Source organism: Streptomyces sp. NPDC127068 (assembly GCF_042724695.1).
In the GTDB taxonomy this organism is placed as follows: domain Bacteria; phylum Actinomycetota; class Actinomycetes; order Streptomycetales; family Streptomycetaceae; genus Streptomyces.
The window spans coordinates 78,907-94,919 of sequence record NZ_JBHXEN010000009.1 but is presented as its reverse complement, the minus strand read 5'-3'; the positions used below and the strand labels follow the sequence as shown (position 1 = coordinate 94,919).

Genomic DNA, 16,013 nt, shown 5'->3' with positions numbered 1-16,013 from the left:
AGCGAAACCCAACCGAAACCCTCACCGCGAACCCGACACACAAGATTCTTGGGGGGCAGCCGGTACCTGCGGGTCGGCTCCGCGCGGATCTGAAACGTCGGCGGGTCCTCAGCTCATGGCCACTGTTGTCAGGTGGTTGGGCTGAGGCTGCCTTGTCTCGTGCTCGACTGCCGCGAGTCGGATTGGGTTCAGACCCGCGTGTTGCCGAACTTCAAAACCCGGCTGATGCTTGTCGTCATCGCCGTACTCTTCTCCCTCGTGGTCGCTCTTGCGACAGCGTTCCTCTTCTATGCCGCCAAGGGCAGCCCCTTGACGGCGTTGACCGTGGGAGGAGGTGCGTTCGTCGCAACGATGACTCTGTTCCTCGGCGTGTTCGCCCTGCTCCTCCTGTAGGACTCACGTCTTCGCACCCCGGGTGGCTGGCACGTGGGGCGGGTCAACAAGCCCGCCCCACTCTGCGCCTTGGCACGAGGCCAGGGCCTGCGTACCAGTCACATGACTCAGTGGGGCCAATCACCGAACGGGATCGGCGATTGGCCTGCCGCTGCACGGGACGCCTCGTCCGTTCCGCACGGCGTGCAGACGGCGACCTGCCGATCGATGGTCAGACGGGAACGTGCGGGACGTTCACCGAGCGGGCCGCCGCAGCGGGGACAGCTTGCTTCGGGCACGGGTCACTCCTCGGGGTGCTCGCGGGCGGATTTGAGGATGAGGTTCCAGGTTGGGCGGGAGTAGGTCTTCTCCGTCTGTTCCTGGAGCTGGGGGATCAGTTCGGCGTTCGTCGCGCGGGGGTTCTCCGCGATGGCCCGCCGTGCGAAGGTCAGCCGTTCGTCTCCCTGGTAGGGGTAGGCCAGCCCGCGGCGGCCCTTGGGCCGTCCGCCGGCGTGACCGCGCCCCTTTCGGTCGGCGAGGTACTGCCACAGCCGCCACCTCTTCCACTTCGGGCGCCGCCGGGTCGGAAGCTCGTCCCAGCCGTCGGGCGCGGGCCACCCTTCGGGCGGGTTCTTGACGTAGTGGGAGACGGTGGCGGAGTCGGCGAAGCCGCAGACCTTCGCCGCTTCGGCCGGCCCCACCTCTTCCTCGGGGTCGCCGTCGAGCTTCGGCGGGTTCGTGGTGTTCGCGGCGGCGCGCTGACGCTGAAGCTCGTGGTGCCACTTCGCCCAGGTGTCGGCGTCCCAGTGCATGACGCCGTCGATGGTCTCCGTGACGGGCGGGTGACCGTTGTTCTCCCGGTCGGTCCAGAGGTTCTGAAGCGTCGGTTCACTGATGTTGTGGACCTTGCGTAGGTCCGCTCGTGAGTAGAGCGTGCGGCCGGTCTTGCGGGGCACGGTCGTCTCCTGTTCGGGGTCGTGGTGGTCATGGGAGGTCGTCCGGTTCCGGTGCCGGCGCCCACGTGCGGCTGCCGGTGGGTTCGAGCCGGGTGAGGGTGGCTATCTCGTCCAGGGGGACGGCGGCGGCCCAGTCGGCGCGGCCGGGGTGGTCGGCGGGATGGTTGAGCACAAGGTGCCGGCCGGTCGGACGGAAGTCCTCGACGATGACGAAGCTGTCGGTGTGCTCGGCTCCGATGCTGTTACCTCTCTTGAGCTGGGCGAAGTCGCCGGGCTGGGGACAGTCGGGGTGTCGATCGCATAGCATGGTGGGGTTCTTTCTGGTGAGAGAACACTGACGGCCAGCGCCTTGTTGCCCTTGTGCGCTGGCCGTCGCTCTTTGTCTGGATGGTGCTGCGTCAGTTCGACGCTCGGCCGGTCGGAGGTTGCCCTGCTCCGCGGACGGCGAAGTAATTAAACCACCTTTACTGTGACGTGGTGGGGCCCTGGCTCGAAGGACGGCGCTCATCAGAAGAGGGCCTGCTGATCAGCCGGGTGCTTGCCCCGGTGGCTCCGCGGCCGGTCGATACGGAGTTCGTATCGGGGGCGGCCCCGGTGCGGTGGGACGTGGGCTTCGTGGCGGTAGCGGCTCCAGGCCAGGCGTGGGGCGCCCTGTTCCACCCACCCGGCCGGGTACAGAGAGGTCGCCTGGTGCCATAGGCGTCGGTTGCGGGGAACCTCCTGCCGTTCCTTGACCCTGGTGATTGGCGGCAGGGTGCGCCAGCCGGGAAACGCGTGGTCGTGGGCATCCTCGATCGCCGTGTTGTCGGCCTTGCTCCAGCGTTCGCCGCGGTGGGTTGGTCCTTCCCAGTCGCAGCGGAGGCACCCTCCCCGGAACTCGTCATCGGCTTGGCTGCCGGGGCGGCTGCGGGTGAGCAGGGTCGGGGTGTGGTGCCCGGGTGGCGTGAGGTCGTGGCCTAGGTCGGAGTACGAGCCGCCCGGGTGTCCGGCCTGGATGTGCCAGGTCTCCGCTGGGTTCTGTTTCTGGAGGGCGCGGGTTCGTGCGTTGCGCACCTGCCAGTAGTAGGTGTGTCGTGCCCGTGCGCCGATCGGTTGGGGGGTGGTCTCGGTCACCGTTCTCCGCTCCTGACGGCAAGGACCTCTCGCAGCGGATCGGCTAGTACGGCCTGTTCCGCGGGTGCGTCGAGGAACCGGGCGCCGTACGCGCGGCGGACTGCGCGGCGGGCGTCCTGGTGGCGGTCGGAGGAGGGGCAGGACTGGGACCGGGTGAGGATGTCATAGCCGTGCCGGGTGAGGACGTCGGCGATGATCGACCGCACCTCCACGGGGTCAAGGTCACTGAGGTCCGTCTCCGCGGGGGCGGCGAGGAGTACGTGGATCAGCTCGGATGCGCTGAGGCGGGGGTGCAGGGGAACGCTGATTCGGTGGACGCCGTCCCGGCTCGGGGTAGCGGCTCCTCGGCGGGTCGGCGTCCTGGTGGTGCTGCGGGATTCTGTCGTCTCGTCCATGGTGGTGCTGACCTTCGAGGGGTGTGTGGAGGGGGTCAGAAGAGGGCGTGATTGGCGTGCGCGGCGGCGGTGCGGAAGGCGTGGGCGGCGTCGGCGGCGGTGCGGTCGGGTTCGGCGCTCCACTTGTCGATCACCTCGCGGTGCAGGGTCTTCGCGGCGGCGGGCTCGTCGGCGTCGACGGGGTGGCCTGCGAGGGTTTCGGCGAGGATGGCGTACGCGCCGTCGCGGGCGCGGTGGATGCGGTCCCAGTCGTACGTCCGGCCGGCCGCTCCCCGCGCTTGTCCGGCGGCGACTTCGAGGGCGCCGCGCGGCCAGCACGGCAGGGTGGTCGTGCGGCCGGGGCTGGCGAACAGGCGGGGGCCCTGGTGGATGCCGACGTGTTCGATGTGACAGGCGGCCCATTCCAGGATTTCGGCCGGGGTGTCCGCGATGACGATGCTCTCGGGGCTGTAGCGGATCGGCATGGTGATGTCCTCCAGGAGAACAGGGGCGGCGGGGTGCTGCCGCCGCCCCTCGGTCGGGCTGTTAGTGGTATGCGGGGATCAGTTGGCGGACCTTGTCCTCTCCGATGCACCCGCCCTTGTGACGGCGCGCGCTCGGCGGCTCGCCGTTGCGCCCGCGCAAGTGGCTCCAGAACTTCGGGCCTTGCCAGTCGCACAATTCGCGGCTGAGGAGCCAGTGGTTATCGCTGCCGGGGAACCCGGTGAGGACTGCCCTCCAGTGGTGGGCCCGGAGTCCTGCGAACGCAATCTGGGCGCCCGCGATGTTGCGATCGTTGACCGGCATCCGCGGGTGCAGAAGAGGCACCGGTCCACACAACGGCGTGGGGGCCTCGGCGAGAACCTGGTCCAGGGGCACGCTGCCGATCCGACCGGCGGCGTACTGCTCCGCGAGATGGGCGGCGGCCATGTCGGTGCCGGGGGTCCCCTTGGGCGGGCGGCGGAGGTTGCGTTCGCCCTCGGTGGTGAGGACGAGCCAATCCCGGTGCCACCTGTAGGCGCGGCCGATGACCTGGTCTTTGCCGATGATCACCGGGTAGCGGCACTGGATGTCGGGGGCGCCGACGCGGTACGTCGGGACGGTGATGGTCACGGGCCGTTCGGGGAGTTGCGTGGTCATGGTGGTGCCCTGTTCTGGTGAGAGAGGGGCCCGCCCCTGCGCGCTCGGCCGCTGGGGCGGGCGGGGCGTGGTTACGCAGCCTCGGCGGGGGCCTGCGTGGTGGCGGTCCATTCACGGCACGGGGTGACGCTCAGGTCCGAAAGGACCGGGTCGAGACTGCCGTTGTCGGGCACCCATTCCCAGTCGACGCCTTCGACGCCGGGGAGGTCGGTCCAGGTGAGCATGTACGAGCGGCCGGAGGTGCGGGGGTCGCCGCACACGGCCTGTGCCTCGCGGCGGGTCATCGCCCAGAGAGCGCGCTTGCGGGAGCGGCGGGAGTTCTTCGAGGTGATGAGTACCAGCGCCGCATCGTCCTGCCGGTTCACGCATGCGGCCGGGGTTGGCGCGAGCATCGGCTTGAGTTCGGGGGTGTGGTGGTCAGCCCAGCGACGTGCTTCTGCGTCCCACTGGCTGGAGTGACGCATGGGGCACGCTTCGGCCGCCTGTACCGACTCCTCGACCGGCGCAGACTGCTCGGCCCGCTCCTGGTGTTCAGCCCCCTGGGCTTGGGGCGTCTGCTGCATCTCGTCGGCGCTCTTGCGTCCCGACACCTCGTCGTACGGGGCCGTCCACGTTCCGATTCGGTCATCCGTGCCGCGCCGTACGATGCGCTGACCGATGCCGTAGTGGATGTGCGGGATCGTGACCGACTTCGCGTTGACCCGCAGGACCTCGTACCAAGTGCCGCGGCGGAGTACGAAGTCACCGCGCTTGAAGTCGGTCTTCGACCAGACCTTGAAGCCCTTGACCTCGGCCTCCTTGATGACCGCCTCCCAGTGGTCGATCTCCTCGGTCAGCTCCTGGTGCTCGATCTCCAATTCCGGGTCCGCGGGGGTGCGGAAGTACCCCTTGGCGGACTCGCCGCGCTGCCACTTCTCGACGGCGCGGAGGTCGGCCCGCAGCGTGTCGATACGGCGGAGCGTGCGGCCGGGGTTCTTTTTGAACGCCTCGTAGTTCGCGGCGGCCTCCGCCCGGCCGGTCCAGTGGTCGGCACGGTCGTTCTCGTCGATGCTCTTGCGCATCGAGCTGTTCATCCGCGCGTGATCACGGCGGGCGCGGGCCTCGGAGTGGTGACCGACGATGGTGGGCTGACCGTAGGCGAACCGCTCGGATATGTCGTGGCTCTTCTTCCACGCGGCCTGCGAGTTCCGGGCGGCGTTGTCGGCGTATCCGCCGAACCGCTCGGCTCGGGCGTCGGCCCTCTCCTCCCGGTCCTGCTCGGCCTCGGCGAACGAGCGGCGGTCCGCGTTGTCGATGGTCAGTGTGACCTCGAAGCCCGCGGTTCGAAGGCGTTGGGCGAGGAGTTCGAGCGAGGGCGTGTTGGTGGCGTGGTCGCGGCTGTGCGGGAGGTACCAGCAGTCAAGGTTCCTGCTCCATCGGAAGGGCTGGCGTCCGGTCCTTCCGTACTTGCGGAGCCGCAGGATCTCGGACGATCCGTCGCCCCGGCTCGTACCCTCGATCAGGGTTCCTTCACGGCGGGTGTGTGTGATCTCGATAGTCACTGAACCGGTCTTTTCTGGTGAGAGTCTTCGGTCCGGCCTGGCCGGACCTTGCGTTGGCAGCGGTGCTGCACCACGGACGCGGGCCGTGAGGGACGATCGGCTCGCGCGCCGTCGCGCCCTGCGCGACGGCAGGGGCTGCCGCGCCCCCGCGGGGCGCGTCCTTCGCGGTCCGGTGCCCGTCGTTGGTCGGCGGAGCCGGCCGACGGCGGTGAACGCACCGGACCTGCTGCTGCCGCCCCGAAGGGGTGTCCGCTTGCGTACTGAGGGCCTGCCGGTCCGGGGGTGTTGCCCTCCCCCGGACCGGTGGGGCCGTGGTCAGTTGCGGTGGAGCGTGTGGCGCGCGGCCGGGTCGGCGTCGGCCAGTCCGGTGCGCTCGCGCCATGCCTGACGCACGGCGGCGCGGAGTGCGTCCCCGTCGTCGTAGGCGAACCGTCCCCGGCGCAGGCTGCGGGCGATGTCGCGGAACGTGTCCGAGTGCATCGTGGTCAGCGTGTCGTCCAGCCGCGTCAGTTCGTGCGGGAACATCGCCTGGACGCTTGCGCCGGGCTGCGGGGCACCGAGGGTGAAGTACCAGACGAGTACCGTAGTCGCCTCGTCCGCGAGTTCCGGTCCACCGAAGGGGCCGACGACGACGGCCGGAAGGGTGTCGAACTGGTGGCCCTGGAACCAGGGTCCGGCCACAACGAGCGTCGAGGTGGAGAAGCCCTGAGCGGTGGGAGTCTGCCGGGTGGTGAACATGTCGTGTCCTGTCTGGTGAGAGATTCCGGTGGGGCCGATCGGCCCCACCGGGGGTGTCAGTCCGGGGTGTTGCCCTCCCCCTCCGACACCACTAATTAAACCATGTTCTTGGGTGGAGGTCAACCAGCCGGGACAAGTTCACGGCGGCGCTCGGCGGCTTCGGCAACGGCGTGGGCGATGGCTCGGCCGGTCTCGATGACGCGGACGGCGGACTCGTGAACCGGTGGCTTCTTGCCCTGGGTGATGACGCCCGCGAGCGGGGGCATGACGGCCGGTCCGGGGGTGACGCCGAGGATCAGCGCGGCGACATGAGCGGCTGAGGCGACCTCGGCCGCGTGCTGCCCGGGAAGTGGGGCGTCGACCTCGGTGATCCGTCGCCACGCGTGGCCGTACAGCAGGATGCGGACGGCGTTGTCGGGGGCCTCCCGCGTGAAGTCGAACCCTCCCGCCTGCTCGGGGTCTTCGCGATACCGGTCGCGGTACTGGCCGACCAGCACATCCCGGATGGCGTCGGCGTCGAGCTTGGCGGCGGCGGGCAACTCGTAGGCGTCGCCGTCGGTCTGGCTGATGTCGAACACGGGTCCGGCTTTGAATCCGGACACCTTCCGCGCCTCCCCCTCGGCGGCGGTGCCGGTGGCGGCCTCCCGCCCACTCTCGACGGTGCCCTCCTGAGCACCTTCGGACCGTCGCCGGATCGGCGTCCATATGCGGATGGAGCTGGAGCCCTTGAGCGGGTGACGTCCAGCCTTGCGCCAGTCCCCAGAGCTGAGTACGCGGGTGGCGTGCGGGCACTGGGCGGCCACGGCAACGCAGTTGACGGGGCTGCGATCGTCAAGGGTCGCGGCCGTGCGCATGACGGTGGCCCAGAATTCTTCACTGCCGACCATCGCGCCGTACGCGCGGTCCATCACGGCTTCGAGGTCACCGCGCATCTTGGCGCTGTAGGCGCGGCGCTCTTCGTCGGTCATCTTCGACTTGCGGGGCATGTCGCGTCCTGTCTGGTGAGAGATTCCGGTGGGGCCGGTCGGCCCCACCGGGGGTGTCAGTCCGGGGTGTTGCCCTCCCTCTCCGACACCACTAATTAAACCATGCTTCTACGGGATGAGCAACCCCTTAAATCCCGTACAAACCCGCTTCGTTGCTCACTGCGTGCGCGGCCAAGACCTCGTCCTCAATGTCTTTCCAGAGTTCGAGGATATCGGGGGCAATCTCGTTGTCACTTGCCGCGCGCTTGACCCTGCGCCACTCAATGGCGATCTTGAGTGTGCAGAGTTGAGAATGGGTTAGCTCCCACCGGCGGTGGTCCGGGAGTTGATCGCCGTAGACCATCGCCACGGCGTTATCAATGTGCTCGACGCTGGGCCACACGCTCTGTGTTGACTGGACAGCAAGAGCACGCTTCAGGGTGCAACGTAGGTGCGGAGCCTGCACGGTCCATCGCGGTTGGATGACGAATATGTCGGCGCTCACTGGATGGCCTTTCACTTCTTGCAAGGGGGCGGCGCGCTGCGGGAAACGCACCACCTGAAATCTCGGGGCTAAAGGGCGTAAACGTCGACGTATTCGCCGTGCTCGCCTTCGGGTGTCTGGACGTGGGGAAGGAATCGGCTCACCGCGAACACGACGGCGTCGGCGATAATCCGGGGCGTGTCGTTGAGTACGATGTTCACCGCATCCCCGTCAAGACCAATTCGCACTTCTCCCGGCTCAAGGTCCATGTAGACATAGGCGCTCGTCCCGTCGACCCGGGCTCGGGCCCCGGGAAGCCGCGCGGCGAGGTCGCGGGCAAGTTCTTCGATGCCCCGCCGCGCCTCGGCCTGCTGCCGGTTGTGCTCCTTCACGCGCTCGTGAACGCCACGGTGCACATGGATCAGGTCGCGGGAGATCAGGTTCGCGATGCTTCCCGGGTCCTCCGTCATGGCGACACGGACGCTGTCGCGCTCTCCCTTGCGGAACGGGTAGTCCGTGAGGGGGAACGCGCCTCGGATGTGCAGATGACCGGGGTCGTCAAAGCGCTCGGAGAAGTGGAGCTGTCGGCCGTCGAGGTGGGTGAGGGTGGCGGCGTGGTCCAGCTCCTTGACACCGTGGTACGCCTGCTGCGGTCGCCAGTTCCCGCCGAGTTCGACGGCGACCGGGTGGGCGAGGTCTGCGACGGTGGGCCGCTGTTCCATCTCTGTCTCCTGGTGAGAGGTGTTGTCGGTGGCCGGTTGGCCTTCCGTGTGCCGGTCGGGGGTTGCCCTCCCCTTCCGACATAACTAATTAAACCATGTTCTAGGGGTCTCGGTCAACCCAGATACAAGCCCTGACCTGCCCTTTTCCCCAACCACCAACCCGCACCCGCCCGGCCGGGCCCGGCCACAACGAGCCTGGGCGGGGTTCCCTCCTCGGTCGGACAGCTCCGCCGCACCAGGGTTCCGGGCGCGGTGTCCAGGCTCGCGAAGCGACCGCGAAGCGGCTCGGCCTGGACACCGTGAACGGGTTCCTGGTACGCCCCCCGGGTGTCCGACCGAGGAGGGAACCCCGCCTTCACCACCCGCACCACAACGGCGCGGCACCCAACCAACCAGCCCCCCACCCCCTCCGAGTAGGACCCGCCGGAGGCAAAAAATCCCTGACACCAGCACCAACGATGCATCACCACAAGGTGGGCTGCTCAGCGGACTCCCAGCTCGTGTGAGAGGTCTGTGGGGCCGGCGCGGTCTTGGCGGGGGAGGCTGCGGTGTGGGGTGCTCTCACCGCGGGGCAGTATCCTCCTTCTCCTTCCCACTGGTGGGTCGCATCACGTTCGGCACGTTCATCTTGTTCAGTGAGCGTGATCGGCCTCCGGTACAGCCGCCATGCGCTGGAGTTGAGCGGCGGCAGACGGCGGGCGGCGGCCTTCTGATCGTCGCGGCGCTTGTACCGTCGGCGGACCTTGGCGAACCGCGCCTCGTAGGCGGCTTGGTCGCTGGTGTGCAGGCCGGCCGGGTGCAGACGGGCAAGTTCTAGGGCGACTTGGCCCATCGGGCTAGGGGTCAGGACGCGGGCGCCGTCGTCCTGGCGGACGGCGACGAGGAACCGAGCGGCGAACAGCTCCTTCGTCCTGTCCCGGCTGATGCGACGACCGCCGCTCCACACGCCGTGCCGTGCCGCCTGCCGGGCCCGCCCGGCTCGCCAGTACAGGCGGCCGGTCTCGGCGGCCTCCAGCACCTGGGCGTGTCCGGCCGTCCATCCGAGTGCGGCGACGTGCCTCTCCGCAAGGTGCTGGTTCACTGCCTCTTTGTTGGTGCGGTTCTCGCTGTCCATACCGGTGGCGGACCGTTCCGCGGCCTCCTGCCACGCCTCCTCTCGGCGACGGACGCTCTCCCGCTCGGCGCGCTCGCCAGCCGTCAAGGTTCGCTGCAACTCAGCCCGCAGATCGGCCGCCGTCGTCTCGACGCCAGCGGCCGACTGGGCAAGCACGGCATAGTCCACAGCTCGCCGGGCGCAGTACACCAGTGCGCTCGCGGGCATGGCGGGGTCGTCGGCGTACCGCTCCGCGCGGTCGGCGCACTCCTCAGCTTCGACAGCTTCCCGGTGGGCTGCGTGCATGACCGCTTCCAGGTGAGCGGTGTTGCGGGAGCGGCTTCGGCACACGGCGGTCATGGCAGCGTCGGATGCGGTGGCGGCCAGGAGGGCGGCTTGCCTGGCCACCTGGAGGCACGTGCGCGGGGTCGGTTCTCCTGGCGGGCCAGGCCGCGTCTGCGGGTTGGCGCCGTACTCGTCCTCGGGCATGGGGTCGTCCTTGTCGTGGGGTGTCTCGGTGGAGTCGCGGTCGGGGAACCCGCAGAACCCCGTCGTGGGGTTGCCGCCCCTGGTCGCGCGGAGCGCGACGGACAGCGCCGTCGTGCCCGCAGGGCACGTCCTTCGGCCCGGCGTCCGGACGGGGCGGGAGGGCCGCCCGCGGCCCGGACGTTCCGGCCGGCTGCGAGCCGGGCCACGCTGAGCCGTCCCGCAGGGACGTCCTTTCACGGTCGGTGCGCTGGGGCCGGCCGCCGAGGTGCCGGTGGCTCCCCCGGTGGTGGGCGAGCGTGGTGTGGGCGGCTCGATGCCGCCCACACCACGGCCCGGCGGCCGGGGTCCGGCCGGACGGGGGCCTCCCCGCCCGGCCGATGGCCTTACGCCGCTACCGGCTGGCGTTCCGTGACGCGGCACCGGGTGAGCACGGTCTGTGCGGTCTCGCCATAGATGCTGTGGTCCTTGACCGTGCCTGTCAGCTTGACTTCATCGCCCTGGTCGGGGATGTCGGCGGCGGAGCTGAACCAGACGAACACGTTGCCGCTCGGGTCCTGGAACTTCACCAGTCGGCGGCGCTGCTCGTGGTAGCCGTACGTCCGGCCCTCCAGCTCGATCACGGTGGTGACGGTGGCGGCGGTGGTGATCCGCTCGCCCACGGTGCCCTGCGGCTTGCTGTTCTGGGCGGCCCGCTCGGTGGCTTCCTTCTGCTGGTCGCGGTACCAACCCGCGATGGCGGACACGAGCGTCGGCAGGTGGCGCGGGTCGACGGTCTCCACCTTGGCCAACTGGCCCACCTTGTGGCGGTAGTCGGAAAGGCTGCCGTACCCCTGGACCGCCCACGCCCGGACGGCGGCGGCGGTGCCCGTCGCGTCGGGGTCGGCGTCGAGCGCGGCCCGCCACTCCATCGGTGCCTTGCTGCTGAAGAAGTACGCTTCGACGCCGTCGGCGGTCGGCACGGTGTTCTTCCACTGCTCCGACCGGCTGTAGAACCGGCCTTCGGCCTTCACGATGGCTGCGGTAACCCGCAGCACCTCGACCACTGGCACCCGGAGATCGGCCGGGATGCCGCCCTCGTTGCCGTCCCAATCGGAATCCTTCAGCGTGCCGAATCGCCACAGCGCCTGAAGGCCCTTGATCGGCAGACCGGTGTACGGCTCGACGCACGTCGTGCCCAACTGCCGGAACTCGCCGTTCTCGTTGCGGGCAAGGTAGGTCGCGGTGCGGTGCCGGGCGACCGCGCACCCGTGACAGAAGTTCTCGACGGCGCGGTACTCGCGTACGGCCTCGGCGTCCTGCTCGGGCAGACCCGGGAAGAGACTGACGATCGTCTCGCCCTCCTCGTCGTGGTCCAGTCGTGCGAGGACGGTCCAGCCGTGGTGGCGCGGGATGTCACCGGAGATCGTCACGGTGACGGTCGGGCGCTTGCCGATCAGGCGGCCGTCGACGTCGTGGTAGTCGGCAAGGAACGGCGCGGAAATGTCGAGCGCGTAAGAGCTGAGCTGGTGGACGGCGGCGCGGGCATTGGTCGCCTCGACAAGCTGCCGGACTCGGGGCTCTGCCGTGGCGGGGACGGAGAAACGCATGGCTGCGCTGGTCATCGTGGGTGCTCCTGCTGGTGAGAGAAGAGGGAGAACACCCGGCCGGGGCGGGTTGCCCTCCGCGTACGGCCGGGGTTGGGCTGCTTGGCGGCCCGTGGTGTCGGAGGAGGTGTTGCCCTCCCCCTCCGAGACCATTAATTAAACCATGTTTGTGGGTGTGGGGCAAGCATCCTTGCCGGGTATGTCGAGTGCGGCGCGGTCGCGCAGGAATGCGGCGAAGAGGGCGGCGGTGTAGCTGTCGGCGGTGCCGTAGGTGCGGCGGCAGTCCAGCGCTCCGATGCGCTCGCGCCGGTGGTGGACGGGGAACGGCTGGCCGGGGGCCGGGATGGCGAGTGCGTACAGTCCGCGCGGGGTGTCCACGCGCAGGACGACGGCGGCGGCCTGGTGGTCGTAGGCGGCGGACCAGCGGGCGGGTCCGATGCCGAACTCCGCGAGTCCGCCCGCGATGGCGCGGGCCTGCATGATGTCGGCGGTGGTGCCGGGGTCGGGTTCGGCGGGGGCGGGGACGCATCCGCAACCGTGGTCGTCGGTGGTCTCGAAGAGAGCTGTACGGGTCACTGTGGGGCTCCTGGGGCGGCCGGGGGCGGGGCGGTGCCCGCCCCCGGCGTCGGGCGGCTGGGGGGTTAGGCGGCGGCTTCGTCGTCGCTCGCCGGGTCGTCGGCCTCGGCCTCCGGCTCGCTCGACTCCTCGTCGGTGCCGGGCTCCTGGTCGGCCTCCGGCTCGCTGCCACTCGGGAGCGCGGCGCGCGCCTTCTTCTTCGCCGGGTCGTACGGCTCGCCGTCCACTACCGACTGCTCGATGGGCGTGAGCGGGTATCCCAGCGACTCCAGCACCCTGAACCACTGGCCGGTGGGCTTCCGTGCCCACGGGGCGTGCTGGTCGTCAGTCCGCCACGCCGACCGTGTCGCGCTCTTCTCGCGGACTGCGGCGATGGCCGCGAACTGGAGCTGCGGGGCTCGGCGGGGGTCCTTGGCGACATGCCCGGCAAAGCTGCTCCGGTCCTTGGTCTGCTGGGCGTTCAGGCCAAGGAATCCGGCGAGGATGCTGGTGGTGCCGTCCTTGTTCAGGTCGTCGGAGACTCCCCACGTGCCGCTGAGAAGCGCCTCGTTGACGTGGCCGATCAGGGTGTTGGTGATGTTCTTCGTGAGGGTGCGGCGCTTGATCAGATCGGTGATCCACTTGCGGCGCAGGGCCTCTGAGGCGTCCCAATCGATGTTGCCCTTCTTGACGGCGGCACGGGCGGCACGGTCGGCCTCCTTCTCGGCGGTCGTCTTTGCGCTGCTGCTACCGCTACCGCTGGCGCTCTCGGGCACCGTGTGCCCGTACAGACCAGGGGCGGAGCAGTGCGGCTCGTACCGGTCCCCCCGGCGCTCGTCGAACACCCACACCAGTCCCTTGCACCCGGCGTGCTCCTCGGTGCTGATGCCGCGCAACCGCCAGACGGGCAAGGCGCGCTCCGACAGCTCCTCGGCATCCCTGATCTTCTGCCCGGCCGCCTCCAGCTCCGCGCGGTGCGCCTCGGCCTTGGCCCGCTTGTCGCGCTTGGTCCGCTCGACGGCAATGGCCCACTCGACGTCTCCGGCGTCCGCGTCATCCTGGGCGGCGGCCTCGGTGATCGCGGCGAGCGCTTCGGGGTCGTCGGCGAACTCCGTGATCGCGGCCAAGTGCTCAAACGTCCACTCGTAGTCGCTCGCGCCCGTGACGGCGGCGCTCAGCTTCTCGTCGGACCTGACCTTGACCAGGGTCTTCACGTCCTTCTGCCGCACACCTGCGGCCTTGGCGATGCGGCCGACCTGCGCGCCCGCCTCGGCGGCGCTGAACATGGCCTGATTCATCTCCGACGCGGTGAGGCTCTTGCGGTGCTGGGCGGTCGTGATCATGTCGAGGAACTGCCCTGCCGCGTCGCGGTCGTCGTCGTCCCACTCGTACGGAAGGTGGGTGAGTCCCGCGTCCTTGGACCCGTAGTAGCGGCGGTTTCCGTCGTTGACCTGGAGAACTCCGCCGTCAAGCCGCTGGATCTTGACGGGGATGCGGCACCCCTCTGCACGGAGGGAGTCCACGAACGACGCGCTGACATCGAGGTCTTCCCGGGCGTTCTTCGGGTGCGGGGTGAGCGCGTCGATCCGGACGACAGGGCGGGACGTGACCGGCACGGTCTCCAGCCCTGCGGCGACGGCGGCGGCGAGCCGCTGGAACCCGTCGATGATCTGCGGCACGTCACCGTGGGTCCTGACCACGTACAGCGGTTCCTGAACGCCGGTCTCCTTGACGTCCGCCAGCAGATCGGCCGGGGTCTCGATCTCGCGGAGATTGCCGGGGTGCGCGGCGAGTTCGGCGACGGTGAGGGTCGGCCACGGGGCGGGGGCAGCCTGGACGCCGGCCTGGGCCTTGGTGTTGATCATCGTTCCTTCTCTTCCTGGTGAGAGTTCCGTCGGGCCGCTCGGCCCGGTGGGGGTGCCGGTCGGGGGTGTTGCCCTCCCCCTTCCGACACCATTAATTAAACCATGTTCTACGTGATGGGGCAACTGGGGTTCGAGTGATCGCCGTCACTCGGGCAGTGGGCTGCGGCGGTGCGGATCATCGCGGCGGCCTCGGCGGTGGTCCGCTCGGGCTCGTCCCCCCAGCACCACAGCATGGTGCGGCGGTAGGCGTCTTCGGTGAGCCGCAACTTTCGCCACCGGACGCCGGGCACGGGGCGGCCATTGATGTGGTCGCTCAGAACCGTCAGAGAGTCGGTAAGGGCTCGCTGGAAGATGTTCCACGGTTCACCGCGCACTGACCAGCGGGGCCGGGCGGCCCGTACGCCTCGGTCCCATGCGTGCAGAACGGTGCACGGGGCAGTGCCGCCCATCCGGCCGGGCTGCCAAAGGTGGTCACCCTGGTAAAGCCCGACGCGTTCGATGTGGGCGGCGGCGGCCGTGAGGATGCGGGCGGAGGTGGCGGACGGCGACTTCAGGGACGGCATCGTCTTCTCCTGGCGGGTTGGTGACGGTCAAGAGCTGCTGCGCTGGGTGGACTTGCCCTCGCTGGTGCATTCGACGCAATGACACGGCGTCTGCCACTGCCACCCGGACGCGCAGATAATCGAGTAGGCAAGGGCGGCGGCTTCGCTGATCCGGCCGGTACCGGGGACCTTCGGGGTCGCGGCGGCCCACTCCTGGGGGAAGCTGTAGACCTGGAAGTAGTGACGACCGTTCTCGTCGGCCTTGGCGAACGTGGCCCATTCCATATACATGCGGGACTCCTCGGCGGGCGGTCGGGGGCCGGGGCGGCGCGCTGCCGCCCCGGCTGGGATGAGCCGTTCAGGCTGCGAGCGCTCCGGCCGCCTTGGCACCGATGCGGCGGGTGCCTCCAATATCGGCGCGGTTGCCTGCGGCGGCTCCGTCGCCGTACCCGCTGCCGCTGTACGAGCCGCGCGACGGACGCGCCTGCGGGTGCTCTCGGCGATAGGCGGCCTGGACCATCGCGTCCCGGTCGGCCAGCACGAGTTCACCGCTGCGGCCGGTGGCCGACGTCTCACCGCTGGCGGCGGCGCGAGCGGCCTTCTCGATCGCTTCGAGTCGTTCGATGACGCGCTCGATGAAGCCGATCGTCCACGAGTTCCGCCACGCCCGCGCGCTACGGACGCCGTACGGGACAACCTGGGTGTTGAGTCCGCCGATCATCTGGAGAACGAGCGAGGCGTAAAGGATCTCGGCGCGCTGGATGTCGGACTCGTAACCGACCACGTGGACGCGGCGTACGTTCCCGTGCACACCCATGTGGACGGCCCTGCAACCGACGGACTGAGCGATGAAGCACATGAGGCGGACGCGGGACATGGACCACGGATTGGGTAGGTCGACGCTGCGGTCAGTGATCTTGTCACGCGACGGCTGGCCGTCGCTCAACAGAGCCTCGTCAACGCCGTACTTCGCCATCATCTCCATCGCCCGCGTACGGGCAAGCTCGGCCTCCGCCTCGGAAGCGGCGGGGTCCTCGGCCTTGGCCAACAGCGCTTGAATGGTGGCCAGCTTGGGGTTCACGTCAGGCTGGGGGGTTCCCATTGCTCTGCTCCTGGTGAGAGGTGTTGTCGGTGGCCGGTTGGCCTTCCGTGTGCCGGTCGGGGGTTGCCCTCCCCTTCCGACATAACTAATTAAACCACGTTCTAGGGGTCTCGGTCAACCCAGATACAAGCCCTGACCTGCCCTTTTCCCCAACCACCAACCCGCACCCGCCCGGCCGGGCCCGGCCACAACGAGCCTGGGCGGGGTTCCCTCCTCGGTCGGACAGCTCCGCCGCACCAGGGTTCCGGGCGCGGTGTCCAGGCTCGCGAAGCGACCGCGAAGCGGCTCGGCCTGGACACCGTGAACGGGTTCCTGGTACGCCCCCCGGGTGTCCGACCGAGGAGGGAACCCCGCCTTCACCACCCGCACCACAACGGCG

At 69.3% G+C, this 16,013-nt stretch carries 19 protein-coding genes; 1 reads left to right on the top strand and 18 read right to left on the bottom strand.

What is annotated here, in order from left to right; genetic code table 11:
• Window positions 1-159: 159 nt before the first annotated feature.
• A complete protein-coding gene (locus ACFWIA_RS07920) occupies window positions 160-393 on the top strand; it encodes a hypothetical protein (protein ID WP_387001500.1) in 234 nt (77 codons plus the stop codon).
• 281 nt (window positions 394-674) lie between these two features.
• Here ACFWIA_RS07920 and ACFWIA_RS07915 read toward each other — a convergent pair whose 3' ends face one another.
• The 18 genes from ACFWIA_RS07915 to ACFWIA_RS07830 all read right to left on the bottom strand — a co-directional run bounded on the left by ACFWIA_RS07915 (window position 675) and on the right by ACFWIA_RS07830 (window position 15,634).
• Complete coding sequence (locus ACFWIA_RS07915) at window positions 675-1,328, bottom strand: hypothetical protein (protein WP_387001498.1); 654 nt, start codon at window positions 1,326-1,328, stop codon at window positions 675-677.
• A gap of 28 nt (window positions 1,329-1,356) precedes the next feature.
• Entirely contained in the window at window positions 1,357-1,635 is a 279-nt protein-coding gene (locus tag ACFWIA_RS07910) for a DUF6211 family protein (RefSeq protein WP_387001496.1), read from the bottom strand.
• 200 nt (window positions 1,636-1,835) lie between these two features.
• On the bottom strand, window positions 1,836-2,441 hold the full coding sequence (locus ACFWIA_RS07905; protein ID WP_387001494.1) for a DUF6349 family protein: 606 nt from the start codon (window positions 2,439-2,441) through the stop codon (window positions 1,836-1,838).
• Window positions 2,438-2,836 (bottom strand): DUF6181 family protein, encoded by a 399-nt coding sequence (locus ACFWIA_RS07900; RefSeq protein ID WP_387001491.1) that lies wholly within the window; start codon window positions 2,834-2,836, stop codon window positions 2,438-2,440. Before ACFWIA_RS07900 ends, ACFWIA_RS07905 begins: the two co-directional genes overlap by 4 nt.
• Window positions 2,837-2,871: 35 nt before the next feature.
• Window positions 2,872-3,300, bottom strand: coding sequence for a DUF6197 family protein (locus ACFWIA_RS07895; RefSeq protein WP_387001488.1), 429 nt, complete (start codon window positions 3,298-3,300; stop codon window positions 2,872-2,874).
• A gap of 61 nt (window positions 3,301-3,361) precedes the next feature.
• Window positions 3,362-3,955 carry a hypothetical protein gene (locus tag ACFWIA_RS07890; protein ID WP_387001486.1) on the bottom strand — a complete coding sequence of 198 codons (594 nt, stop codon included), beginning with the start codon at window positions 3,953-3,955 and terminating at the stop codon, window positions 3,362-3,364.
• Between the two features lie 71 nt (window positions 3,956-4,026).
• A complete protein-coding gene (locus ACFWIA_RS07885; protein ID WP_387001483.1) occupies window positions 4,027-5,496 on the bottom strand; it encodes a DUF3560 domain-containing protein in 1,470 nt (489 codons plus the stop codon).
• 315 nt (window positions 5,497-5,811) lie between these two features.
• A complete protein-coding gene (locus tag ACFWIA_RS07880) occupies window positions 5,812-6,234 on the bottom strand; it encodes a DUF6409 family protein (RefSeq protein WP_387001482.1) in 423 nt (140 codons plus the stop codon).
• A 119-nt stretch (window positions 6,235-6,353) separates the two neighbouring features.
• The gene (locus tag ACFWIA_RS07875) at window positions 6,354-7,220 is read right to left on the bottom strand and encodes a hypothetical protein (protein ID WP_387001481.1); all 867 of its coding nucleotides are present in this window, start codon (window positions 7,218-7,220) and stop codon (window positions 6,354-6,356) included.
• Between the two features lie 127 nt (window positions 7,221-7,347).
• Window positions 7,348-7,755 (bottom strand): hypothetical protein, encoded by a 408-nt coding sequence (locus tag ACFWIA_RS07870; protein WP_387001479.1) that lies wholly within the window; start codon window positions 7,753-7,755, stop codon window positions 7,348-7,350.
• Window positions 7,756-7,772: 17 nt separating this feature from the next.
• Window positions 7,773-8,405, bottom strand: coding sequence for a hypothetical protein (locus ACFWIA_RS07865; RefSeq protein WP_387001478.1), 633 nt, complete (start codon window positions 8,403-8,405; stop codon window positions 7,773-7,775).
• Window positions 8,406-8,868: 463 nt separating this feature from the next.
• Window positions 8,869-9,987, bottom strand: a complete 1,119-nt coding sequence (locus tag ACFWIA_RS07860) for a hypothetical protein (protein WP_387001476.1) — start codon at window positions 9,985-9,987, stop codon at window positions 8,869-8,871.
• 383 nt (window positions 9,988-10,370) lie between these two features.
• Window positions 10,371-11,588, bottom strand: a complete 1,218-nt coding sequence (locus tag ACFWIA_RS07855) for a hypothetical protein (protein WP_387001474.1) — start codon at window positions 11,586-11,588, stop codon at window positions 10,371-10,373.
• 138 nt (window positions 11,589-11,726) lie between these two features.
• Window positions 11,727-12,146 (bottom strand): hypothetical protein, encoded by a 420-nt coding sequence (locus ACFWIA_RS07850; protein ID WP_387001472.1) that lies wholly within the window; start codon window positions 12,144-12,146, stop codon window positions 11,727-11,729.
• A 65-nt stretch (window positions 12,147-12,211) separates the two neighbouring features.
• Window positions 12,212-13,990: a ParB N-terminal domain-containing protein gene (locus ACFWIA_RS07845; RefSeq protein ID WP_387001469.1), complete on the bottom strand. Its 1,779-nt coding sequence runs from the start codon at window positions 13,988-13,990 to the stop codon at window positions 12,212-12,214.
• A 107-nt stretch (window positions 13,991-14,097) separates the two neighbouring features.
• Window positions 14,098-14,553, bottom strand: a complete 456-nt coding sequence (locus tag ACFWIA_RS07840) for a DUF6197 family protein (protein ID WP_387001467.1) — start codon at window positions 14,551-14,553, stop codon at window positions 14,098-14,100.
• 27 nt (window positions 14,554-14,580) lie between these two features.
• Entirely contained in the window at window positions 14,581-14,823 is a 243-nt protein-coding gene (locus ACFWIA_RS07835; RefSeq protein WP_387001466.1) for a hypothetical protein, read from the bottom strand.
• A 67-nt stretch (window positions 14,824-14,890) separates the two neighbouring features.
• On the bottom strand, window positions 14,891-15,634 hold the full coding sequence (locus ACFWIA_RS07830; protein WP_387001464.1) for a DUF2786 domain-containing protein: 744 nt from the start codon (window positions 15,632-15,634) through the stop codon (window positions 14,891-14,893).
• Window positions 15,635-16,013: the final 379 nt, after the last annotated feature.

Bases quoted from the DNA above. Each gene is read 5' to 3' on its own strand.
- ACFWIA_RS07910 (WP_387001496.1), bottom strand. From the start codon at position 1,635: ATGCTATGCGATCGACACCCCGACTGTCCCCAGCCCGGCGACTTCGCC.
- ACFWIA_RS07900 (WP_387001491.1), bottom strand. From the start codon at position 2,836: ATGGACGAGACGACAGAATCCCGCAGCACCACCAGGACGCCGACCCGC.
- ACFWIA_RS07895 (WP_387001488.1), bottom strand. From the start codon at position 3,300: ATGCCGATCCGCTACAGCCCCGAGAGCATCGTCATCGCGGACACCCCG.
- ACFWIA_RS07890 (WP_387001486.1), bottom strand. From the start codon at position 3,955: ATGACCACGCAACTCCCCGAACGGCCCGTGACCATCACCGTCCCGACG.
- ACFWIA_RS07880 (WP_387001482.1), bottom strand. From the start codon at position 6,234: ATGTTCACCACCCGGCAGACTCCCACCGCTCAGGGCTTCTCCACCTCG.
- ACFWIA_RS07875 (WP_387001481.1), bottom strand. From the start codon at position 7,220: ATGCCCCGCAAGTCGAAGATGACCGACGAAGAGCGCCGCGCCTACAGC.
- ACFWIA_RS07865 (WP_387001478.1), bottom strand. From the start codon at position 8,405: ATGGAACAGCGGCCCACCGTCGCAGACCTCGCCCACCCGGTCGCCGTC.
- ACFWIA_RS07860 (WP_387001476.1), bottom strand. From the start codon at position 9,987: ATGCCCGAGGACGAGTACGGCGCCAACCCGCAGACGCGGCCTGGCCCG.
- ACFWIA_RS07855 (WP_387001474.1), bottom strand. From the start codon at position 11,588: ATGACCAGCGCAGCCATGCGTTTCTCCGTCCCCGCCACGGCAGAGCCC.
- ACFWIA_RS07845 (WP_387001469.1), bottom strand. From the start codon at position 13,990: ATGATCAACACCAAGGCCCAGGCCGGCGTCCAGGCTGCCCCCGCCCCG.
- ACFWIA_RS07840 (WP_387001467.1), bottom strand. From the start codon at position 14,553: ATGCCGTCCCTGAAGTCGCCGTCCGCCACCTCCGCCCGCATCCTCACG.
- ACFWIA_RS07835 (WP_387001466.1), bottom strand. From the start codon at position 14,823: ATGTATATGGAATGGGCCACGTTCGCCAAGGCCGACGAGAACGGTCGT.
- ACFWIA_RS07830 (WP_387001464.1), bottom strand. From the start codon at position 15,634: ATGGGAACCCCCCAGCCTGACGTGAACCCCAAGCTGGCCACCATTCAA.